Source organism: Membranihabitans marinus (genome assembly GCF_021729155.1).
GTDB lineage: Bacteria > Bacteroidota > Bacteroidia > Chitinophagales > Saprospiraceae > Membranihabitans > Membranihabitans marinus.
In genome coordinates, this window is the sequence record NZ_JAJQYA010000012.1 from 38,079 (window position 1) to 61,035 (window position 22,957).

The following is a 22,957-nucleotide window of genomic DNA, read 5'->3' on the forward strand; positions in this document are numbered from 1 at the left end:
AGGAACCTGTAAAACAGAGACCTCAAGTTACTATGCCTGAAACTAAACCAGACACAAGAAATATAAATGAAACTAATATCACGAAAAGATAAAAGAAGGATAAGAAAATATTACTACGATTGAACAAAAGAAAGCAATCAAAAGAAATGTAAGTACGGTTTTTAACATGCATATTCTATCATTATTTATTCTCTCGTTTACAGTTATTTTCTTTTGTAGTCCTTCGATTTCGCCAATTAAAAGAGCTAAATATTGTTCTTCTGTATTTAAGTTTTGATTTTGTATAAATTGAGCGTCGCTAAGTTCTTTTGGTTCTCTTCCAGCGTGCATAAATTTTTTAGGATATATTATGAATATTAAACCAAAAAAGGATATAACGAAAAGTAAGCAAATAAATATAACATTAGTTAGAAAACATCTTGGAATTGGTTCATTTTGTACATATAGCAGTTTGATAACGAAACTAATAATTAAAGTTAATATGGGAATAAGAATTGATATAAATGTAAAGGCACGAGAAGAAATTTTATCAGCAACATTCGTAGTGTAATTAAATGCCTCATTAGCTTTTGTATGAATGAATTCGAGGCTTTTTAAATTTGCTTTTTTCCAGTCTGGTAATTCTAATTTCCAATCCTCGCTCATAACTTAAGTTTTTTTAAAGTTGTTAAAAATAGAGAAAAATGAGCACTTTTTTAAGATATGGGTTAATGCCAGTAGTAGGTATTATATTCTTTTGAAGTAGTTAAATTAAGTAATGTTGATATTTGAAATATTATTTAGGTATACATATTTTCTTTTTTCATGGTATGACCTCTCTATTCTCCTCTTTTTTTAATACATCTCATGGATTGTATTAAAATGTAAAGATGTTTTCTGAAAAATGGAAAACCTATATTTTCCAGCTTTCTGAAATGATTATTATAGAAGAAAGTTGATAGATGATTTTATGTTGCTCTACCATTAGAGGACAAAGCAATATGTGAATGGTACAATGAAACTCGATTGAATTGACCTTAAGCAGTGAACGAGAAGGAAAGTAAGGGCAATGTTTAAATATCAATCAATATTGGTATTAACAATTGATATATGGTTAGAATTTAAACTATGACGTTTTGATTTTTACCACATTGAGATGGGGGCTCAGATAGAATCTAATTAAAAAAATTATTCGAATTTAGATTGTTATATCGTTAATGACCCAAGTGAAGAGTGCCTCCAAATAAGATATTCAATTGCCCAAATAGAAATTGTTGATCGGCTTTGTCTATCGACGACATCGTCGTTCTAATATCTGGTAAATTAATGTATCCTCCCTTTACTTCTGATTGAATAAAGAAATTTCTAAATATAGAAATTTGTAAGCCAACTACTCCGCTCGCTCCATATCCAGCCAAATGAAAGGCATCATTCCTCTCCATACTCAATAAGGTTGAATTTGTTCGAGGCAATAAAAATCCACCTTCTACACCAATTAAGGCATCTAATCCAACAGGTCCCACAGACAACAGTTTGTCTTGACGTCTGACCCCAAAATTGACATAATTCAAGCCATCGGTATGTTCAAACTTTAAAAAATCATCAGTTATTTGGATCATTTCGTTGGCGTAATCTCTATTGTATAGAGTTTCTGTCCCCTCAATATGCCCATTGATGTTGACCAATTGGTTTTGTCTGACCACATACTTCATATGATCTATGCCAAAGGTTAGATTGATCTTGGGATTGATAAAATATCCCGCTCTGAAATTGTATTGAGGTATGGTCGCGTTTTGAGGGTTAAGATATTTGTCCACTTCAAAAGAGCTCTGTCGATCGAATGCTTCTACATTGGATAATGTGAAATCGTAATCTTGTCCCCTAAAGTGAATGTCTGATGTGGTAAACCAACCTCGATTCCAGCCCCAGTATAGGTATAAATCTCCAGTTTTATTTTCAGAATCATATTTTTGGGCAATACTTTGACTATGTGCGAATGGCGCCAAATATATTACCATAAAGAAGGTAATAAACAACTCTTTCATAAGAATTTAAGGGGTTATTATTTATAATGACCACAAATGTAACCGTTGATTTTTAATAATAAAATTATTTATAATTTATTTGACGGTTTTCATTCCTGTAAAGTCTAGATCAATTTGGAAGAGATATCATTATATTTGCTTTCCAAATTTGATTTATGTTGTCCAACAATAGATATTATTTTTTTCTTTTTGCTCTAGTATCGGTATACTGGATGGGATTGTGCAATACCTTAATGGAAAATGATTCCGCACAATTTGCCGTGATGGCCATGCGAATGGTACAGGAAAATGATTTCTTGCATCTATTTAAAGGCAATGAAGAATACCTAGATAAACCTCATATGCATTATTGGCTGTCGGCAGCCTCATATCTAATATTTGGGATCGAAGATTGGGCCTATCGATTGCCTGGTTTTTTATTGACCCTCCTTGCGGCTTATAGTTGTTATGGTTTGGGGAAAGAACTCTATAACAAGGAGTCGGGAAGGTGGGCTTCTTTAATCTTTTTAAGTGCTCAAACCATAGTGCTGGCCGGATTTGATGTGAGAACCGATAGTGTATTGACTGGATTTACCATATTTTCAATTTGGCAATTGACTAAATATATTCACCGTCGTCAACTCATTGATATGGTTCTCGGTTGTTCCGGTGCAGCATTGGCATTTTCGACCAAGGGACAAATCGCCATCTTAGTCATTGGCTTTCCTATACTGTGTCATTTGCTCTACAGAAAACAACTGATTTTACTCTGGAATTGGAGGACTATTGTCGGTTTGCTTACCTTTTTATTGGTCAGTAGTCCCATGCTTTATGCCTATTATATACAGTTTGACCTGCATCCTGAAAAAGTAATTCGAGGTCGCAATCATCGAAGTGGGATTTATTTTATCTTTTGGGAACAGAGTTTCGAGAGAATGAGTGGTACCGGTATAGGGAGGACAAATGGAGATTACCTCTTTTTTTTCCATACTTTCTTATGGGTTTTTATTCCTTGGACCTTCCTGGGTATAGCCGCCTATGTATATCGAAGTAGGCAGTTTCTGCGACAATTTAAAAATCCCATTCCTCAGTTTGAAGCGTTGACCATCGGAGGCTTTACTCTGATTTTTGTATTGATTAGTTTCGCACAGTTTAAACTCCCTCATTATCTCAATATTACCATGCCCCTCATTTCAGTGATGACAGCTGGTTATATGGTAGAACTAATAAATAAAAATAAGGTAAAAGCTTTGACTCAATTGAAGTACGTCCAATATGGGATGACGGCCTTGCTTTTAATCGCAGGAGGATTGTTACTTTTTGTTGTATTTCCTGAAATAAAGCTAGTTAATATCGTAGTATTTTGTTTTTTAATAGGTGTTTTGAGTTTCTATTATTTTGAAAAAAATACAAAAGGGATGCATATCCTAAGCATCACCATCATTGCCAGCGTATTGATCAATGCCATTATGAACCTTCATTTTTATCCTCAATTATTGGTGTATCAGGGGAGTTCGGCCATGGCCAATGTCATTGCAGAACAAGATATTCCAGTGGATAAAGTTTATAAAATAAGAGATGAAAAAACCTGGCCTTTAGACTTTTACAATCGACGTCCTACTCCACATTTGGCCGGCAATCAGTGGAAACAACAACACGACCTATGGGTGTATGGCTATGAGGAAGATTTGCTACAGGCCCAACAAGATGAAACACTGACTATAGGTAAGGTCTATGAGGTGGATCATTTTAGAGTCACTCGACTCAACCTCAAATTCTTAAATCCCAAAACTCGGAATGATATATTGAGCAAAAGAGTACTATTTTATCTACAGTAGTTATACCAAATGCAGATGGTATTATGACTTAATATCGATTTTTTTAAAGTGATAATAAACTCCGATAAATGAGACTAAGGCCGTGATTAAAAAGAAAACCATGCTCACACTGATGGCCAAATGTTCTTCAATCTGTAGCCATTGTGCTCCATAAAAAAAAGTAACTTCTCGAGCGCCGATTCCACCTATTGTGATGGGCAGTACAGATACTATAGAAGAGATCAAAAATATAAGGAGGTAGATTAAATATCCCTTATTGACAGATAGTGAAATGAGGATAAAACACAATGATGCCAGTTGAGCCAATTGTACCATAAATGATAGAAATATGGTTTTCCATAGGATGCCATTGAGATAGGGGAATAGTTTTTTATGCATGACATAAAAAATAAACAACGCCAATGGAATGCCTATGGGAATGAGGATCTTCATCCACGAAGGGATAGGAAGGTCGATGCAGCTGGCTACGGCAAGGGCTAGAATGGCCAAGGCAGCCATTCCATTTAATCGGTCTAAGAACAGGACAGATGCAATTTTTTTAGTCGATATATCATAAGTGTTTTTGAGGATATAGCCTTTATAGGCATCACCTCCTATACCGCTGGGCAAGAATAGATTGTAAAACATTCCCAAGATATAGAGCTTCATATTGGCGAGGTTGGAAATGGGAATGGAAATATCCTGGAAATAATGATGCAGTCGGATAGCTGCAATAATCTTAGACAATATAAAAAACAAGATAGCTAGACCAAGATACAAGGGGCGTACTTCCAATAATACATTCTTAATGGCTACTAGGTCAATCTTTTTAAAAATGAAAAAGACCAACAGGACACTAAAAATTATTTTAACCAGGGTCAGACCAGCTTTTTTAAGATTTTTCACTTACAAAGATGTTTTTTATTCTGTAAGGTCTCTTGTTTTGTGACTCGTAATATGTTCGAATCAACAATTCCATGACTATACCTATGGTGAAAAGTTGAATCCCTGCGAGGATAAACATGAGTCCAAAAATTAATAAGGGGCGATTGCCGATATCTTGGCCCTGGTAGAACTTGACAAACAGTAAATAGACATTGATCAGTCCACCACCAATGATCATCAATACTCCTAGGATGCCAAATAAATGAATGGGACGTTGAAAATATTTTCGAATAAAAAGCAATAGCATCATATCTGCCACTACTTTGAAAACCCGCTCCAAACCGTACTTTGATACTCCGGCATGACGGGCATGGTGTTTTACTTTTACCTGTTTGATCTGGGCTCCTTCGAGATGGGCAAGCAAAGTGATAAATCGGTGCATTTCACCATATAGATTGAGATCTTTGGCTATGGTTTTAGTAAATACCTTGAGGGCGCAACCATTGTCTTTGATGTCGAGTTTGGTGACTCGTCGAACTAAAAAGTTGGCGATTTTCGAAGGTATTTTTTTTATCAAAGAGTCTTTGCGTTTCTGGCGAATACCAGTGACCAAATCGAAATCTTCCTCCACCGCATAGTGCAACATTTGGGGAATATCGCTGGGGTCGTTTTGTAGGTCTCCGTCCATGGTTATGATGTATTCTCCATGGGCGTAGTCTATTCCAGAAGCTAATGCTAAACTCTGTCCATAGTTTTTCTTCAATTCTATAAGATGGACCAAGGGGTCGGCTAGTTTTTTGACTACCAATCTAGTCCCGTCTGTAGAAAAATCATCAATATAAATGATTTCGTAATTGTATCCTTTTAGGCTTTCATGGATCTTTTCGGTAAGCAATGCAACGTTTTCAGATTCATTGTACAAGGGAACCACTATCGATAGGAGCGCGTCGGTAACTATTTTCATTATAGATATTTAAGTGCCGCAAATTTAGTTTTTTTTAACTAAAAACAGAGGTTAATCCCATCTTCATCCCATGTTTATATTTTTATTATGGTCTTCTCTTATTGACGGCTTGATAAAGAATGGAGTGTAGCTCTGATCTGATATTGAGACTGTATATTTTTTTATTTTCTCTGGTGGGGTATACCCTATTACTCAAAAATACAAAGGTGTAATCATAGCTGGGGTCTACCCACATCATGGTCCCTGTAAATCCACTGTGGCCATAGCTGGTCTGGGAGGCCAATGGCGACATATAACTATTGTAGTGACTATCCGGTAGGGGAGGACGATCAAATCCCAAGGCTCGACGATTGCCTTCATCGCAATAAGTACAGGAAGTGAATAATTGAATGGTGGAATCTTGCCAATAGGTGCTTCCTCCATACTGTCCACCTCGTCGCCAAGATTCAGCCAGTTTTGTCAAATCGATAGCATTGGCGAATAATCCTGCATTGGTCGATACTCCATTTAATACCGCAGCTGCTTCATCGTGTACCTGACCGTGGACCAACCTTTGGCGCCATTCCCCATCTACTTCAGTGGGTATGATTTGATTGAGATGAAGGTCAGAGCTGGGATTGTATAGAATTCTCGCAGCACCTAGGGGAGCATATATCTGTTGTTTAAGGAATTGATCAATGGGTTGTCCAGTTTGATTGAAAACCAATTCGGGATACAATAAAAAGGACAAACCAGAATATACATAATTTCCCGGTAGGTCTAAAGGGGAGTCTATGATAGATTTTTTAATAAATTTTATAAAATTATCGGATAAGTAAAGGTTGTCCCTAATAGGATAGGGGTATTTTTTATTAGAATATCGGGCAAAAGTATTGCGGTAATATTTGTGATTGTTTTTTTCAGCCATTTGATAATATACGAGGTAGGGTTTTAATCCGGCGCTATGACTCAATATACGGTCAAAACTGAGATCTCCCTTAGGGGACTTACTAAAGTCGGGAAAGTAGGACTTTAGAGTGGCGTGAATATCAAATAGATTATTATCATACAGAGACATTAGAGCAGATACTCCTGCAACTACCTTGGTTAGACTGGCCAAGTCGTAAATGTCGTCTTTGCGGACCAATAGTTTTTTGTCATAAGTGTGGTAGCCAATATTGCGCTGATATATCACAGAACCTTTGTATGAGATGGCGAGTTGGGCCCCTGGGTAGGCCATGGAATCCAGACCTAATTCTAAGATACTGTCCAATCGACTGTACAAATATTCTTCATCCAGCCCATAGTATGCCGCCGGTAGGAAGCTGATTCTTTCGTCGGTTTCTAATCGATGTCCGTCAACCAGTCTCACACCCTTAAATAAGTATTGAGCCAAGAGATCAAAAGTGGAGCAACTGACTCTTTGAGGATTGAAATGAAAATATGAAGGTGGGCTTTCTATACTTCTGTCTTGCGAAGACAAATCGATTACCATAGCATTGGCATGTAGCCTTCCCGGTTGGTTTTCATCATCTATAATGCATATAGACAGATGATTGCCATTGGGTTCAATCGAATGATCCGACACGTAATATTTTATTTCAATATTATGACTGGAAATATAATCGCTAAGACGATCGATAAAACAATCCGCATATCGTCGATCTTTGATCATCCAGTGTACATCGATATAAAGGTCGCTTAAATTTGAGGCTTGGATTTGGCACGGATTATTGTTATCCTCTAAGACTTTTACAAAATTAGGGATGGCATCAAGGCTTACTGTTGAATTTTGCCCCTTTGATACCAGGGGGGAAATGAAAAGTATAATTGCGAGTAAGAAAACTCTACTACCATGCATAATTAGAATTTTTTAGAAGTGGAATAACACCTTGTTGCAATCCTTCCTGAGTCAACATTCGTCGAGCGGATAGGAGAGTATTTCTTCTATCGACATTGAAGTGGTCGTGATTGGGATTGAGACTTTCAATTTGGACCCGTTGTGCCGAATGGATAATTTCACCATCTTGTAAATGAATGGCCACATGACTTACTTTATCTGGATTTCCATTTTCTCCCTTTTTACCGAAGAATAGAAAATCTCCAGGCTGTAAATTGGATAAATTATCGTCGATTTCTATTGGCTTACCCACGTGGACTTGTTGAGAAGCGTCTCTCGGCAAGACAAGACCATTGAGGTAATAAACCATTTTGGTAAAACCACTACAGTCGACACCTTTACCAGAAGTACCTCCCCAAAGATAGGGACGTCCCATAAATTGTTTGGCCGTAGATTCAATATCTGCCCATTCCGGGGCTGTAGTCCAAGAAAAAGGTTGCTGTTCAAAACATTGATCTATCAATACATAGCCCTGTCTGCCATCGGGGAATTCTACTTTGTAATAATCTTTTATACTATCGACGATTTGTAAAATATCACCAGCTACTAAATCGGATACAACTTCAGATGAGGTATTAGGATGGGTATAACAAAAGCCAAAATCTTGCTTAAATATGATTTTACTTTTGCTTCGATATTCGGTTAATTCCCCTGAAGAATACTGGGTAAATGCCCCTTTGTCTAACCAACCCAAGTACTGATCTGGTGACTGAATGTAGTACCAATCTCCCTGCTGATCCCATAGGGTAATAGGATGGCCCAAAAGTGCTTGAGTCGATAATTCTCCAGAGTGTTTGGGCTGGGATCTCATATTGCAAACCGATACGTGGATTACGCCATAGCCCATAGGCTCAACGATGTGAAAAGAGTCGAGATTGATTGAGGGATATTTCTCTTTTAATTGGAGGATTAACTGATAGGCTTTGTCATTGGAGGTTTTTCCTGTAATCTTCGACCCATCCTCTGATAATTCAAAATCTAATATGGCTACTCTTCGATCGGGAACCGTAGATTTTTTAATTTCTAGAAGGGCAGTTTCTATTTCATCGTACAATTCAGTACTTGAGCCCGAATTGCAAGACAAGGAGAATGAAAATATTATGGATCCTAAAAGGAGATATATAAAAAAATATTTTGAATGGATACAATGCATATTTACATTTATTAGTTTTGAAAATAAGGATAACTACTATCGACAACAATAAATTCATTTGGTATAACCCATTCCATTACCCTTGTGAGGGATTGAATACCGTTGAAATGAATATCAAAAGGAAATATAATGAAGTTTATCTTTAAACAAAAATTTATAATATGGTTACTTCCGGTTGAAGCTGAATTTGGAACCGATCATATACGGCGATCTGGATTTCATTTTTTAAATTGATGACGTCTTCACCTGATCCACCACCGTGATTGACAATGACCAAGGGCTGATATTTATAGCAACCGACAGCCCCTCTTTTCACTCCCTTAAAACCACATTCTTGAATTAGCCAAGCGGCTGGCACTTTGGCGGTTTGGGTGTCGATAGGATAGCTGGGTATTTTGGGATAATCTTCTTGAAGATGCTGTAGTTGATGACAATGGATAACTGGATTTTTAAAAAATGAACCTGCATTACCGAGTTCTTTCCAGTTGGGCAGCTTGGATTGTCGTACGGCGATTACGGCATTGGATACTTCCTCTATATTGGGGATATCAATATTTTTCTCACTCAAATATGATTGTAAAGCCGAATATTGAGTATTGACTTGGTGATATCCTTCCTTGGTCAATCGAAGATAAACGGTGCCAATAAAACCTTTGTTTTTTAGTTCGTGTTTAAATATACTATCCCTATAACCGAGATGGCAATCAGAGACACTCATATACCGCCAGGCTTGGAGATCGAAGTCATAAAAATCTAGACCGACCAATACATCTTTTAATTCACATCCATAAGCTCCGATATTTTGGATGGGACCGGCGCCTACAGTTCCGGGAATTAAAGAAAGATTTTCAATCCCTCCCAAATGATGATCGATAGCCCATAGAACGGTTTCATGCCAATTTTTGCCAGAGCCTATGGAGACTATCACGTCTTCTCGGTTTTCTTTACAGATTTCAATGTGACTTATTTGGTTGATGGCGACAATATCGTATTGAGATTTAGTCAATAAAATATTGCTCCCACCGCCCAATATAATGGCTTTGGACAATGCATGACGATGATTATGTACATCGTCTTTAGATTCTATAAATAATGCTGTATTACACTGCGCATCAATGCCAAAAGTGTTGTATTCTTGAAGTGAAATCCCTTGTTGTATCATCATGAATGAACTTATTACACTTCCGATTCAAATTGAAGTTTGGCTAAATGGCTGTATGATCCAGCAGGGTCCTGGATTAGGTCGTCGTGTGTGCCCGATTCAATAATCTTACCCTTGGACATGACGTATATTTTGTCGGCATTGCGAATGGTTGACAATCGATGTGCAATAATCAGTGAAGTTCTATTCACCATAAGACTATTGAGGGCTTGTTGTACCAAGTGCTCTGATTGTGAATCCAAACTAGAGGTAGCTTCGTCGAGAATAAGAATGGAAGGATCTCTGAGGATGGCTCTGGCTATAGCCAATCGTTGGCGTTGGCCTCCGGATACCTTCATGCCTTTTTCTCCTACTACCGTGTCCAATTGGTCGGGGAAATTTTTAATAAACTCCCACGCATTGGCTTGTTTGGCGGCTTGAATTACTTCTTCCTCACTTGCCAATGGTTGACCGTATAAAATATTTTCCCGAATCGTTCCTGCAAACAGGGTAATGTCTTGGGGAACAATGGCTATGTTCTTTCTTAATACTTGAAGATCAATTTCGGTAATGTCGGTATCGTCGATATATATATGACCTTCTTGGTGTTTGAAAAACTGTAACAAAAGGGAGGTAATGGTACTTTTTCCTGCACCTGAAGCACCCACCAAGGCTACGGTTTGGCCCGGATTAATATGGAGGTCAATTTGATGTAAAACCTCAACTTCTGGTCGAGAAGGGTAGGTGAAAGATAGATTTTCAAATCTCACTTTACCGTTGAAGCGTACAAAGTTTTGAACTTCATCTTGAATGGGTACCTCGGATTCCATATCCAACAGTTCAAATACACGATCTGTGGCACCCACGGCACTGATAATCTGAGTAGTAAGGTTTCCCAATCCAGCTATAGCCCCACCAATCATCCCAGTGTACATAATAAAAGAAAACAGATCTCCTAGCTTCATTTCACCGGTTTCCACTAAAAGAGCTCCTTGCCATAAAACAAAAAAGATGGCTCCAAAGAGCAGGGTAATAACAAACATAAAGAAGAGTCCCCTCCATTTGGCAAACCGAATAGAGATCTTAACTACTTCTCCAATGGATTTGCTAAATCGAATAGATTCCAGATATTCGTTGGTAAAAGATTTTACTATTTGAAAATTTTGTAGAACCTCCTCAACCACAGTATTGGTTTCCGCCAACTTGTCTTGTCTTTCCTTGGATAGTTTTCTGATATAACGTCCAAAAACCACGGCAATAATAATGACTATGGGAAGGCTCATTAACATAATTAGCGACAGCTTGGGCGCCAACCATGCAAGGACACCTATACCCACTACTAGTGTCACTATTTGTCTTAAGAATTCAGCTAAGGTTACCGAAAAAGTAGATTGTAGTTTTTCTATGTCGTTGGTCATGCGGGAAGTGAGTTCCCCAATGCGCACACTTTCAAAATAACTGTAATTTAAAGTGGCTATTTTGTCGAACAATTTCGTTCGCAAATTTCCCATTCCGTTTTCACTGACTATGGCCATGGTTACTACTCGAAAGTAGGAAAATAACCCTTGTAAAACCAGTAGGACTAAAAAGATCCAACCATATTGTGATACCGGAATATCATACCTGGATTCTCCATTGGCTGCATTGGCCATTTCGCCAGCTACGTACAAAAAACCCATCATCAGTACACTGGACAAGACCAACATGACCATCCCTATAATAAAATATCCTATGTAGGGTCTTATGTAGCCAAAAACACGCAGGAAGGTTATCAATTTATCCTTTTTTAACATTCCTTTTTCAAATTTCGAATTTCCCGACATATAGTGTTATTCAATAATAGTGGATGTATAGAAAATGTCCTTGGAGGAGGGAGTCTATTACTCTTCTCCGCCTTCGGCTTTGGCAACAGTATTGTTGATCGCTTCCAATTCCTTGTCTATAAAATATAAACTTTGAGGTGAGTCCCCGATGAGTTCAATTTTATCCAAGATGCTTCGCATTAAATTTTCTTCTTCTCTCTGTTCTTCAATATACCACTGTAGGAAGTTGTATGTACTGTGGTCTTTTTCAACCATGGCATATTCTACCAATTCGTTGATCGATTGGGTTACGTGTTTTTCGTGCCCTAATACCTCTTCAAATAGAGATTTAGGATCGGTAAAATCCGCAGGTGGTTGGTCAATGGCAGAGATTATGGCTCTCGCATTGGTCTCAAACAAATAATCTATAAGTTTAGTCATGTGCATGTGTTCTTCAGCCGACTGTCTTTTCATAAAATTAGCGCAACCATTCAGGCCTTTATACTCACACCATGCTGACATGGATAGGTATAAAAAACTGGCATATGCTTCTTTTGCTATTTGGTCGTTGAGACGAGACTCCATTTCTTTACTGATCATATTCTTGAATTTTTAACAAATATAAAAACTATTATTTATCTAATTGAATCTATAACACCTTCGCATGCCTGATCGAGTAATTTGAAAACATTCTTAAAACCAAATTCTCCGTAGTATGGGTCAGGTACATCTTCGTTGGAATCGCAATAAGTCATTATTTTTTTGACCTTTTGTCTTTCTGATGGGGTGTGACAATATTTTAATACATCTTTCTTGTTTTGTTCGTCCATAACAAGTAATAAATCATAGTAATCGATATCGATTGATCGTATTTTTCTCGCTTTTTGTTGACTTATGTCTATCCCTTGTTCATGGGCTATTTCAATGGATCTTTGGTCAGGTGGATTCCCGATATGCCATGCTCCAGTACCGGCACTGTCCACTTCTGCGTTTAGGTTATTTTTTATTAATTTATCTTTTAAGATGCCTTCCGCTAGGGGAGATCTACATATATTGCCAAGGCAAACCATTAAAATTTTCATAATCTCAGTAAATTTTAATATAAATTTGCATAAATTTTTGAAATACTGTACACTTTATTACAGTCTATATTGAATGTAAACATCGGTTAGGTTTTTTAGTTGAAAAAACAAAGGAGGTTAATTTAACTTCAGAAATAGACTATTGACATATGGGTAAGCCGTTCATGTTATTAAAATATTAATATATGAAAATTATTATAGCGGGGGCAGGTGAAGTGGGGTATCATATCGCCAAATTATTGTCTTTCGAAAATCATGAGATCACCCTCATTGATACCAATCAAGAAACATTGGATAGTGCTTTCAATCATTTGGATATTTTGCCGGTAAAAGGGGACGCTTCATCTCGTGAGGTATTGGCCAATGCTTCGGTGAATAAGGTCGATCTTTTTATGGCTGTTACTACCTCTGAACACGTCAATTTGGTCTCAGCTATTTTGGCAAAAAAAATGGGGGCGAAACGAACAATAGCTCGTGTAGAAAACCCAGAATTTTTAGAAGACAATCAACGCAATATCTTTAATGAATTGGGTATAGACACCATGATTTCTCCCAATTTTTTGGTGGCCAAAGAGATTTGTCGCTTATTGGAAAAAACGGCCTTGACAGATATTTTTGAATTCGAAGAAGGAAAACTTTATTTAATCGGTATTACTGTAAGTGAAGCTTCGGTGATTACGGGGAAAAATATTTTGGAAATTGACAAAATTCTCCCAGATTATCCCTTTCTCCCCATTGCTATTTTAAGGGGTAATAATACGATTCGGCCTAGAGGATCCACCGTGGTTAGAGCCAAGGATCATTTGTATTTTTTGGTGAAGAGAAACGATATCGAAAGAGTGACTGCTTTTGCTGGTCGGATGAATAAGAAAGTGAGAAATGTCATGATATTGGGAGGGGAGGAACTTACTCAATTGACAGCCAACCTCATTCAAAACACCTATAGTGTGACCATCATAGAGTCCAATAAGGAAAAATGTAAAGTGTTGTTGGACAAGTTGGACGATTGTTTAATTATCAAGGGAGATCCCACCGATTTAGATCTACTTAAAGAAGAAGGATTGGCCGATATGGATGCCATTGTCAGTTTAATGCCCAATTCGGAATCCAATATTATAGCTGCTTTAATGGCCGAAGAAACCGGTTCCATAAAGTCGATAGCCTTGGTGGACAACACCGATTATATTCGATTGTCTCAAAATATGGGGGTGGATACTTTAATCAACACCAAATTGATAGCGGCCAATAATATATTTAGATTTATACGCAAAGGAGAGGTAGAAGCCATAGCCAGTCTACATGGAGTAGATGCGGAAATTATTAAATTTAAAGTGAAGAAGGAAAATCGATTGACGAGAATGCCTATAGGTCGATTAGAATTTCCAGAAAAAGCCTTAATTGCCGGTGTTATTCGAAATCATGAAAGTCATATTCCCCATGGGGATTTTCAATTGCAATTGGGAGATAAGGTAATTGTATTTGTTGAACCAGAGGCCATTAGCAAGGTTGAAAAGATGTTTAGATAATGCGGACAATTCGATTTGGCGCCATAATGCGGGTACTTAGTGCATTGATGTTTATCATTGCTATAGCTATTTCGCTATGTATTCCCTTGTCATATATTTTTGAAACTCAAAATCAGTTTTCATTTACAACCAGTGCCTTGCTGTGTTTGTTAATGAGTGGTCTGTTTAAGTTGGGTGCCATAAACAAGGACAAGACGGTTAACAAACGCGAAGGATATCTTATTGTGGCTTTGGCCTGGTTGGCCTTGTGGGCATCTTGTACTTTACCATTTTTACTTTCGGGATCTATTTCTTCCTTTACCGATGTTTTTTTCGAAACCATTTCTGGACTTACCACTACAGGAGCTACGATATTGACCGACATAGAATCTATGCCCAAGGACATATTGTTCTGGAGGAGTTTTATCCAATGGTTAGGAGGGATGGGTATCATTGTTCTAACCGTCGCATTGCTACCACTATTGGGTATCGGAGGAATTGAACTTTTTGTCGCTGAAGCCCCTGGGCCAACATCAGAAAAATTACATCCCAGAATCAAAGATACTGCCAAAGCCCTGTGGTTTATTTACCTAGGATTGACGGTATTATTGTTTGTGTTGTTGATGTTTACTGGAATGAATTGGTATGATAGTATCAATCATGCATTGACGACCTTGGCAACAGGAGGTTTTAGTACCAAGAACAATAGTATGGCCTATTATGGAGCCGATGTCCAATATTTGATTACGGTCTTTATGTTTTTGGCTGGGGTGAATTATTCTCTCCATTATCTTACCTTAAAAGGTAAGTGGAAGAAAGTAATACAGAGTGATGAACTCAAAGTATATTTTATGTTGGTAGTGGTATTAACGGCTATTATTACTTTTCAAGTGTATAGAGTCAGTGATATTACACTGGAACAAGCATTTAGGGATTCCATATTCCAGATTGTGTCGGTGATTACCACTACAGGGTATATCACTGCAGATTATACTTCCTGGACGGAAGGTCTTACCGTTGTATTTTTTATTATGCTTTTTATAGGAGCCTGTGCTGGTTCTACCGCAGGAGGGATCAAATTGATTCGTCATATAGTCTTTTTTAAAAATTCAATTTTGGAATTCAAGCGAATATTACATCCCCGTGGTATGATTCGGCTTAAAATGAATAAGCGGGTTGTTCCACCGAGAATATTGACTCATATATTGGTTTTTCTATTGCTGTATATCGGTACCTTTGTATTTGGAACCATCCTCGTTGTATCGGTAGGCGAAGATCTATTGACGGCTGCCGGTGCAGTAGCTACCAGTATTAGCAATGTAGGTCCAGGTATAGGAAAAGTTGGTCCAGTGGACAATTTTAGCGAATTGACCACAGCTTCCAAGTGGATATTGTCTGTGTTGATGCTGGTAGGACGACTGGAGTTATTTACCATCTATGTAATCTTGACACCGTACTTTTGGCGCAATCATTAATCCTATCCAAGATTGCCATCTCATCGGTATTGAATCGGTTGGATTGAATGATTTACCACTGAATTTTCATATCCGCTTTAAAATGCTCAATCCTTACCTCGGTTTTAGGATGAATTCCTTCACTGAACTAAGGTCGGGTGCTGGGTTTGGATATACTGCCGTTTACCTTAATAGCATTAGCTGACATGAATAATATAAAGGATAAATTGTCAATACTCTAGTAGGGGCTTGAGGAGGAGGTCGGTATGGTATATAGATGAAAATAGAACGATTCTTTGGCTTACTTTGAACATAATTCAACTGCTTTTCTTTGTCGTTGATCATCAAAGAGTTAATGAAATGAGAAGGAAATGGAATGAGAAGGAAAGGGGAATGAAGGAAATATAAAGGATGAAGCTATGAATTCTAAATACGAAAAAAGCGCAATACATTGATACTTTCAATGTATTGCGCTATAATTTTTATCGGTGTTTAATTAATGTTCTTGCGCTGCCCCAGCTCCTTTTGGATAGCGGATAGACTCCACCATTTCTTGAACTTTAACCGGTGGTGCAGGGGTAAGGTAGGTAACTACCAAGGTAACTACTAAATTGAATATCATACCCAATGTACCAATACCTTTAGGGGAAATACCAAACCAATAATCTTCCGGTCCACCCATTTTAAAGACGGAGAAACAAAGGATATATGTGGCTGTAAATACAATACCTACCAACATACCAGCCAAAGCTCCCTCTTTGTTTACTCTGGTTGAAAATATACCCAATACAATGGCGGGGAAGAAGGAAGCTGCTGCCAATCCAAAAGCGAAGGCTACTACTTCTGCTACAAATCCAGGTGGATTAATACCAGCGATACCCCCTACGATTACGGCTACAGTAATGGCCAATCTAGCGGCCAACAATTCTTTTTTCTCCGAAATATTGGGTTTTAACCATTTTTTCAATAAATCATGAGATATTGAAGTGGAAATAACCAATAATAATCCAGCTGCGGTAGAAAGTGCTGCTGCCAATCCACCGGCTACTACCAAAGCAATGACCCAAGCGGGCAACTGTGATATTTCGGGATTGGCCAATACTATGATGTCTTGGTCAATGGTCAATTCGTTGCCTTTCCATCCATTGGAAGCAGCAACCGCATCCATATCTGGATTTTTGTCGTTGTAGTATTGAATTTTTCCATCGTTGTTTTTATCTTCAAAACCCAATAGCCCTGTATGCTCCCAGTTGGTAAACCACTGTGGTACATCGGCATACTCTTTGTCCTGTAGGGCAGATATTAAATTCGTTTTTGCAAATACCGAAATGGCTGGTGCTGTAGTGTACAGAATAGCGATAAATACCAAGGCATATCCAGCAGATAATCGCGCATCTTTAACCCTGGGCACTGTGAAAAATCTTACAATCACATGGGGAAGACCTGCTGTTCCCAACATCAATGCTGCCGTAACAAAAAACATATCGACGGTGTTGACATCGGCCGATGTATAGGCTTTAAATCCCAGATCGGTATGAATGGTGTCCAATTTGTCTAGTAGCCAAGCTCCATCGGTTACCTGTCCACCCAATCCCAATTGTGGAATGGGATTACCGGTGGCAAATAAGGATAAAAATATTGCCGGAACTAGGTAGGCAAAAATCAAGACACAGTATTGAGCTACCTGTGTATAAGTAATACCCTTCATTCCACCCAAAACGGTGTAAAACAATACGATAACTATACCGATACCTACACCAACTTCAAATTTTACTTCTAAAAATCGCGCAAATGCTACACCGACACCCTTCATCTGTCCGACAACATAGGTAAAGGAGATAAATAATGCGCAAAACACGGCTATGACTCTAGCCGTTTGGCTATAATACCGCTCTCCAATAAAGTCGGGAACGGTGAATTTTCCAAATTTCCTCAAATAGGGAGCCAAGAGTAAAGCCAGTAAAACATATCCTCCTGTCCATCCCATTAGATATTGGGAGCCTATAAAGCCTGAAAAAGAGATAAGTCCGGCCATGGACAAAAACGATGCCGCAGACATCCAATCTGCTGCTGTGGCCATACCGTTGGCTAGAGGCGAAACCCCTCCTCCGGCTACGTAAAAATCTTTTGTAGAACCTGCTCGGGACCAAATTGCAATGCCAAGGTAGATGGCAAAAGTGATTCCGACCATTAAATACGTCCAAATATTATCTGTCATTAGTTAGTTTTTTTAGGGATTAGTCTTCGTTTAAGTTAAACTCTTTGTCCAGCTTGTTCATGAGGTATACATACACAAAAATGAGGATGACGAATACAAAAATAGAACCTTGTTGGGCAAACCAAAATCCTAACTTAAAGCCACCGAGGCGAATGCTATTCAATTCTTCCGCAAACATAATACCGCATCCGAAAGATACAATAAACCAAACCGCTAATAAAGTAGCTAGATATTTTAGATTTTTTTTCCAATACAACTTGTAGTTGATCTGACTCATTTCTTTATGTTTTTCATTACTTGGGTTAGTTGAAATTTAAATACGGCGAAAAGTAATAAAATAGAATTGAATTTCAATAGAGATTTGATAAAACATTTGGACTATTCATTTATATTCAGAATGCTATTGTTGCTTATGTCTTAAATTGCAGGGAGATAGAAGAAAATGGAAGTGGAAAAGGAATGTTATGTTGAAAACCTCTTTTTTTGTCTATTCTTGTAATATTCTGTCTATTCTTGGAATCATTGGGCTATATCATGATGGTTATAATAATTTAGTATTTTATACGAATTACATTTTATAATGACTGAATGTAGTTGCACGAAGTGCAACCCAATTGATTAAATATCAATTGGATGAAGGAACCGAGGCAACTGTGCCGAGGCGTGATTGCAATGTAATTCGACAGCCAATTACCAAAATGAAGAGAGAACATTCTAATTGTTAGATATTTTGGAGACGCAAGGCATTGCGTCTCTACGTTCTTTTCAAATTTAAAAAATCATTATACGAAACCTCTGGCCGAGGCGTGATTGCCCCGTAAATCTTCAGGAATTTAGCCCTGCGCTCCGGCGTGACTGCATAAAATTCGACGGTGAAATTCCCCTCTGTTGGAGGGGTGTCTGACTTGTCAGACGGGGTGGTTCGATTGAAAAAAAATAGATTTTAATATTTATTACTGAATTTACATACCACCCCGTCAGTAAACTGACACCCCTCCAAAGGAGGGGAATTGTCTAGGATGACCGAATGTAGTTGCTCTTTAGAGCAACCAAATGCCTTAAATAGGCATTTGATGAAGATGACCGAACAAAATGCGAAGCATCATTGATCCTAAATGGATCAATGGTGAGGGAACCGAAACCTCCGTGTTTCGGGTGGGTAGGCCACTGTGCTCCGGCGAGGTTGGCCCGTAAATCGACCTTCAGTCATGTCTCTACGGCGAGGTGTCTGGACTTAGTAAAAAAAAATACCTCTATCCCCAATCAACTTATTCAGTCTATATTTTAGATAGAGGTATTTTATAAATTATAACCTGCTAAAATCTTATCTTAAATCTTATAAAAATTTTGCGGCAGCTTCGTCGAGATAGAAATGTACACTTTCATCTTTCTTAATCAACTGACTGGGATAAGTTTGATAATTGTCCGTACCCGACAATACTTCTCTCAACGCAGGAGCTTTATTTTCTCCTTTTACGAGGAATAAAATATTCTTTGAAGCATTGATCATAGGCGCTGTCAAAGAAATCCGATATACATCTAAATTGGGCAGGTAGACCTCTTTGACCAATCGTTTCTTTTCCTCTAATATCTCAGTACCTGGAAACAGCGATGCTGTATGTCCATCGTCGCCCATACCCAAGAGCATGATGTCAATGGCTATATCCTGAGATTTAAAATATCCTTTGATGGTTTCCTCATAGGCCAAAGCCGAAGATTGAGGTTGGTCGGGCTCAATTAAGGCAAGTACATTTTCTGCCGGTATATCGATATGATCGATAAGGGATTCCTTGACCATTTTGTAATTGCTATCACTATGGCTGTGAGGAACACTTCGTTCGTCACCCCAAAAGAGATAGACTTTTGACCAGTCAATTTTATCCGAAAAAGTAGGTAAAGCGAGTAGGGCATAAACCGATTTAGGTGTGCTGCCTCCAGCTAAACTAATACTGCATCGACCTTGTTGGTTGATCGAAGTATTGATCAATCTTACCAATTCTTCAACAATGGACAATTCCCACTGTGTATTACTTGTTAATATATGAATATTTGCAGCCATTTAATTAATTCTTTATTCTGTGGGTAAACTAATCCAGTGAAATCCGTTTTCTGCGATCAAGGCCTCAGCTTCTTCCGGTCCCCAACTGCCAGCAGAGTAATTAGGGAAACTGCTCGGTGGATGATTTTCCCATCCGTGCACAAAAGGCATGACTACTTTCCAAGCTTCTTCTACTTCGTCTGAACGCATAAACAAGGTGGCATCGCCAGTGATTACATCGTGGAGAAGGTTCTCATATGCTTCTGGTTGCTCTTCTTCGTATGATCCCGAATAATCAAAAGTAAACTCTGCCGGTTTCAATTGCATGTCGAGACCTATTTTCTTGGCTTGAAACTGGATTTTTATCCCAGTTGAAGGCGATATATAGATGACCAATCGATTGGGCAACATATGGTCTGAAGTCTCATTGGGAAACATTTGGTGAGGCACAGATCTAAATTGGATGGTTATTACCGATTTCTTCTCTGGCATACACTTTCCTGTTCTCACATAGAAAGGTACACTCTGCCAACGCCAATTGTCAATAAAGAACCGAATGGCGGCAAAGGTTTCTGTACTGGAATTCTTCTTTACCTTGGGTTCTTCTCGATAACCAGCAACTTGTTTTCCCTTTATCCAACCTTTTCCGTACTGACCTCTGGTAGAGTTTTCAAATACTTCTTTTCCCGAAAACTTCCTAATGGCACGCAAGACGTCTACTTTTCTATTTCTTATCTCATCGGCATTGAAGTGGACTGGAGCTTCCATAGCCGTAAAACAAAGCAATTGCAAAGCGTGATTCTGAATCATGTCTTTGAGGGCACCAGCTTGGTCGTAATACCCACCTCTGTCTTCTACTCCTACGGTTTCCGAAGCGGTAATCTGTACGTGTTCTATATAGTTTCTGTTCCAGATGGGTTCAAATAGTATATTGGCAAATCTAAAGGCCAACATATTCTGAACGGCTTCTTTGCCTAGGTAGTGATCGATGCGATATATTTGCTCTTCCTTGAATATTCCTTTCAATAGGTTATTCAATTTCACTGCACTTTCTAAATCATTCCCAAAAGGTTTCTCAACGATGATTCTCGTTCTGTGTTCGTCGATACAAAGTTTATTTTCTCCGATCTTGGTAGCGATAGGAGCAATAAATCTCGGCGACACTGCGAAATAAAAAAGGTGGTTGGATTCTATCCCCCAACTTTCTTCAATTCCCTCTATGGTTGATTTGAGATTTTGATAGGATTCATCGTTGTCAATATCAGAAACTAAATAATGTATATTGTCTTTGAATTTTTCCCAATCTTCTGCTACTGGTTTTCCTTTTCTAGAAAACTCAGTTAAGCCATCGTGTAAATACGATCTAAAACTTTCATTGGTGTAGGAGGTTCTTCCCAGACCAATAATGGCAAAATGTTCTGGTAATTGTTCGTCTGTAAATAAATTGTACAAAGCAGGTACCAATTTTCTATTGGCCAGATCACCACTACCGCCAAAAATGGTAATTATGGTCGGTTGTGCATTGTTTACGTTCATTCTCTTATTTTAAATATTGTGTAGTGAGAGTTTCTCTGTTTTATCCCCAGTTGGAGTGAAACTTCCCTTCTTTATCTATTCTTTCATAGGTATGTGAACCAAAAAAATCGCGCTGTGCTTGTATTAAGTTGGCTGGAAGTCGCTTAGATCGATAGGCATCAAAATATGATACGGCGCTATTCAATCCCATCATGGATACACCTGATTGTATAGACATTTGCGCTATGGCTCTGGCGTTGTTTTGTAAACTATCTACCGTCTTAGCGATATCGGCATCTAAAAGTAAGTTTTCGAGATCTGCATTCTTTTGATACGCCGCTCTAAAATCTTCTAATAATGATGCTCTAATAATACAACCTGCCCGCCAAATAGCGGCAATAGACTCCATGTTTAGGTTGTATTCGTATTCCTTGGAGGCCTTAGTCAATTGTCCCATGCCCTGAGCGTAAGCCGTGATAAATGAAAAATATATAGCATCTTCTAATTGATCAACCACTTTGTCCGTGTCCGTTATCTTAACCATGTCCGGAGCAGAATACATGGAAGAAGCTTGTTGGCGTTCTTCTAATGCTCCTGATAATTCTCTCATAGATACTGCTGTATCTATTAAAGTAATGGGCGCTTGAAGATTCATCGCATCTTGGGAAGTCCACTTACCTGTACCTTTTGATCTCGAAGCATCAAGAATCATATCGATTAAGTCGTTGTCGGTTAAATCATCTTTTTGGAAAAAGATTTCCGCCGTAATTTCGACCAAGAAAGATTTCAATCTACCCTCATTCCATTTTCTAAAAGTACCGCCAATGGAGGCATTGTCCATACCGAGGACATTTTTCATAAAGTCGTAGGCCTCGGCCAACAATTCCATCAATCCATATTCAATTCCGTTGTGCACCATTTTTACATAGTGACCAGCAGATTTTTCGCCGATATAGGCTACACATGGTTCACCGTCGGCTTTGGCTGCAGTGGCTTCAAATATGTTTTTGATTCTATTCCAAGTCTCTGGATGTCCACCTGGCATCATGCTCGGCCCCAGTCTGGCACCTTCAGCTCCTCCAGAGATACCCATGCCCACAAAGTGGATACCGGTATCTTTTAGGTTTTGAACGCGTCTATTGGTATCAGAAAAATGTGAATTTCCTCCATCGATTATGATGTCGCCTGGTTCCAGCATGAGAAGTATGTCTTCTATTACATAGTCCACTATTTTACCAGCCGGTACCAGAAGCATCACCACACGTGGTTTTTCTAGTACGGAGATAAACTCTTTGATATTGTGAGCCGCAAAAATATCGTATTTTTTGGTGGCTTCATCGAGGGCATCTACCTTGCTTCCATCCTTGTCATAACCGGCCACAGCAAAATTGCTGTCGGCCATATTCATCAATAGATTTTGTCCCATGGTTCCCAAGCCAATGAGTCCCAATTCGTATTTTTTGTCTTTCATGTATTCAATATTTAACGGTGAAATGATTTA

At 38.4% G+C, this 22,957-nt stretch carries 18 protein-coding genes; 3 read left to right on the forward strand and 15 right to left on the reverse strand.

The window, feature by feature from the left end; genetic code table 11:
- Positions 1-78 precede the first annotated feature (78 nt).
- Together LVD51_RS09500 and LVD51_RS09505 are read right to left on the reverse strand one after the other, a co-directional pair.
- Positions 79-645: a hypothetical protein gene (locus LVD51_RS09500; protein ID WP_236970990.1), complete on the reverse strand. Its 567-nt coding sequence runs from the start codon at positions 643-645 to the stop codon at positions 79-81.
- A 548-nt stretch (positions 646-1,193) separates the two neighbouring features.
- Positions 1,194-2,024: a hypothetical protein gene (locus tag LVD51_RS09505; protein WP_236970991.1), complete on the reverse strand. Its 831-nt coding sequence runs from the start codon at positions 2,022-2,024 to the stop codon at positions 1,194-1,196.
- A 155-nt stretch (positions 2,025-2,179) separates the two neighbouring features.
- On the opposite strand from LVD51_RS09505, the gene LVD51_RS09510 reads away from it, so the two are divergent.
- Positions 2,180-3,841 (forward strand): ArnT family glycosyltransferase, encoded by a 1,662-nt coding sequence (locus tag LVD51_RS09510; protein WP_236970992.1) that lies wholly within the window; start codon positions 2,180-2,182, stop codon positions 3,839-3,841.
- Positions 3,842-3,862: 21 nt separating this feature from the next.
- Here the strand turns inward: LVD51_RS09510 and LVD51_RS09515 are convergent, their stop codons facing one another.
- From LVD51_RS09515 to LVD51_RS09550, 8 genes are all read right to left on the reverse strand, one after another.
- Entirely contained in the window at positions 3,863-4,726 is an 864-nt protein-coding gene (locus LVD51_RS09515) for a lysylphosphatidylglycerol synthase transmembrane domain-containing protein (protein WP_236970993.1), read from the reverse strand.
- Entirely contained in the window at positions 4,713-5,669 is a 957-nt protein-coding gene (locus tag LVD51_RS09520; protein ID WP_236970994.1) for a glycosyltransferase family 2 protein, read from the reverse strand. The genes LVD51_RS09515 and LVD51_RS09520 overlap by 14 nt, the downstream gene beginning before the upstream one ends.
- Before the next feature lie 85 nt (positions 5,670-5,754).
- Entirely contained in the window at positions 5,755-7,509 is a 1,755-nt protein-coding gene (locus LVD51_RS09525; RefSeq protein ID WP_236970995.1) for a serine hydrolase domain-containing protein, read from the reverse strand.
- A complete protein-coding gene (locus tag LVD51_RS09530) occupies positions 7,499-8,632 on the reverse strand; it encodes a C40 family peptidase (RefSeq protein WP_236970996.1) in 1,134 nt (377 codons plus the stop codon). Before LVD51_RS09530 ends, LVD51_RS09525 begins: the two co-directional genes overlap by 11 nt.
- A 223-nt stretch (positions 8,633-8,855) precedes the next feature.
- Positions 8,856-9,866, reverse strand: coding sequence for a UDP-N-acetylmuramate dehydrogenase (murB, locus tag LVD51_RS09535; protein WP_236970997.1), 1,011 nt, complete (start codon positions 9,864-9,866; stop codon positions 8,856-8,858).
- Between the two features lie 11 nt (positions 9,867-9,877).
- On the reverse strand, positions 9,878-11,665 hold the full coding sequence (locus tag LVD51_RS09540; RefSeq protein ID WP_236970998.1) for an ABC transporter ATP-binding protein: 1,788 nt from the start codon (positions 11,663-11,665) through the stop codon (positions 9,878-9,880).
- 57 nt (positions 11,666-11,722) lie between these two features.
- Positions 11,723-12,244 carry a ferritin gene (locus tag LVD51_RS09545; RefSeq protein ID WP_236970999.1) on the reverse strand — a complete coding sequence of 174 codons (522 nt, stop codon included), beginning with the start codon at positions 12,242-12,244 and terminating at the stop codon, positions 11,723-11,725.
- 35 nt (positions 12,245-12,279) lie between these two features.
- A complete protein-coding gene (locus LVD51_RS09550; protein ID WP_236971000.1) occupies positions 12,280-12,726 on the reverse strand; it encodes a low molecular weight protein-tyrosine-phosphatase in 447 nt (148 codons plus the stop codon).
- A 185-nt stretch (positions 12,727-12,911) separates the two neighbouring features.
- Here LVD51_RS09550 and trkA point away from each other — a divergent pair, with 185 nt between their 5' ends.
- A complete protein-coding gene (gene trkA / locus LVD51_RS09555) occupies positions 12,912-14,252 on the forward strand; it encodes a Trk system potassium transporter TrkA (protein WP_236971001.1) in 1,341 nt (446 codons plus the stop codon).
- Positions 14,252-15,706, forward strand: a complete 1,455-nt coding sequence (locus tag LVD51_RS09560; protein WP_236971002.1) for a TrkH family potassium uptake protein — start codon at positions 14,252-14,254, stop codon at positions 15,704-15,706. The genes trkA and LVD51_RS09560 overlap by 1 nt, the downstream gene beginning before the upstream one ends.
- Positions 15,707-16,181: 475 nt before the next feature.
- Here the strand turns inward: LVD51_RS09560 and LVD51_RS09565 are convergent, their stop codons facing one another.
- The 5 genes from LVD51_RS09565 to gndA all read right to left on the reverse strand — a co-directional run bounded on the left by LVD51_RS09565 (position 16,182) and on the right by gndA (position 22,927).
- Positions 16,182-17,903, reverse strand: a complete 1,722-nt coding sequence (locus tag LVD51_RS09565; protein WP_236971003.1) for a sodium:solute symporter family protein — start codon at positions 17,901-17,903, stop codon at positions 16,182-16,184.
- 19 nt (positions 17,904-17,922) lie between these two features.
- On the reverse strand, positions 17,923-18,180 hold the full coding sequence (locus LVD51_RS09570; protein WP_236971004.1) for a DUF4212 domain-containing protein: 258 nt from the start codon (positions 18,178-18,180) through the stop codon (positions 17,923-17,925).
- Positions 18,181-19,239: 1,059 nt separating this feature from the next.
- Complete coding sequence (gene pgl / locus LVD51_RS09575; RefSeq protein WP_236971005.1) at positions 19,240-19,962, reverse strand: 6-phosphogluconolactonase; 723 nt, start codon at positions 19,960-19,962, stop codon at positions 19,240-19,242.
- A gap of 12 nt (positions 19,963-19,974) precedes the next feature.
- Positions 19,975-21,477 (reverse strand): glucose-6-phosphate dehydrogenase, encoded by a 1,503-nt coding sequence (gene zwf, locus LVD51_RS09580; protein WP_236971006.1) that lies wholly within the window; start codon positions 21,475-21,477, stop codon positions 19,975-19,977.
- Between the two features lie 40 nt (positions 21,478-21,517).
- The gene (gndA, locus tag LVD51_RS09585; RefSeq protein WP_236971007.1) at positions 21,518-22,927 is read right to left on the reverse strand and encodes an NADP-dependent phosphogluconate dehydrogenase; all 1,410 of its coding nucleotides are present in this window, start codon (positions 22,925-22,927) and stop codon (positions 21,518-21,520) included.
- Positions 22,928-22,957: the final 30 nt, after the last annotated feature.

Coding starts and splice junctions, on each gene's coding strand:
- LVD51_RS09500 (WP_236970990.1), bottom strand. CDS start 645: ATGAGCGAGGATTGGAAATTAGAATTACCAGACTGGAAAAAAGCAAAT.
- LVD51_RS09505 (WP_236970991.1), bottom strand. CDS start 2,024: ATGAAAGAGTTGTTTATTACCTTCTTTATGGTAATATATTTGGCGCCA.
- LVD51_RS09510 (WP_236970992.1), top strand. CDS start 2,180: ATGTTGTCCAACAATAGATATTATTTTTTTCTTTTTGCTCTAGTATCG.
- LVD51_RS09520 (WP_236970994.1), bottom strand. CDS start 5,669: ATGAAAATAGTTACCGACGCGCTCCTATCGATAGTGGTTCCCTTGTAC.
- LVD51_RS09525 (WP_236970995.1), bottom strand. CDS start 7,509: ATGCATGGTAGTAGAGTTTTCTTACTCGCAATTATACTTTTCATTTCC.
- murB (WP_236970997.1), bottom strand. CDS start 9,866: ATGATGATACAACAAGGGATTTCACTTCAAGAATACAACACTTTTGGC.
- LVD51_RS09540 (WP_236970998.1), bottom strand. CDS start 11,665: ATGTCGGGAAATTCGAAATTTGAAAAAGGAATGTTAAAAAAGGATAAA.
- LVD51_RS09545 (WP_236970999.1), bottom strand. CDS start 12,244: ATGATCAGTAAAGAAATGGAGTCTCGTCTCAACGACCAAATAGCAAAA.
- LVD51_RS09550 (WP_236971000.1), bottom strand. CDS start 12,726: ATGAAAATTTTAATGGTTTGCCTTGGCAATATATGTAGATCTCCCCTA.
- trkA (WP_236971001.1), top strand. CDS start 12,912: ATGAAAATTATTATAGCGGGGGCAGGTGAAGTGGGGTATCATATCGCC.
- LVD51_RS09560 (WP_236971002.1), top strand. CDS start 14,252: ATGCGGACAATTCGATTTGGCGCCATAATGCGGGTACTTAGTGCATTG.
- LVD51_RS09565 (WP_236971003.1), bottom strand. CDS start 17,903: ATGACAGATAATATTTGGACGTATTTAATGGTCGGAATCACTTTTGCC.
- LVD51_RS09570 (WP_236971004.1), bottom strand. CDS start 18,180: ATGAGTCAGATCAACTACAAGTTGTATTGGAAAAAAAATCTAAAATAT.
- pgl (WP_236971005.1), bottom strand. CDS start 19,962: ATGGCTGCAAATATTCATATATTAACAAGTAATACACAGTGGGAATTG.
- zwf (WP_236971006.1), bottom strand. CDS start 21,477: ATGAACGTAAACAATGCACAACCGACCATAATTACCATTTTTGGCGGT.
- gndA (WP_236971007.1), bottom strand. CDS start 22,927: ATGAAAGACAAAAAATACGAATTGGGACTCATTGGCTTGGGAACCATG.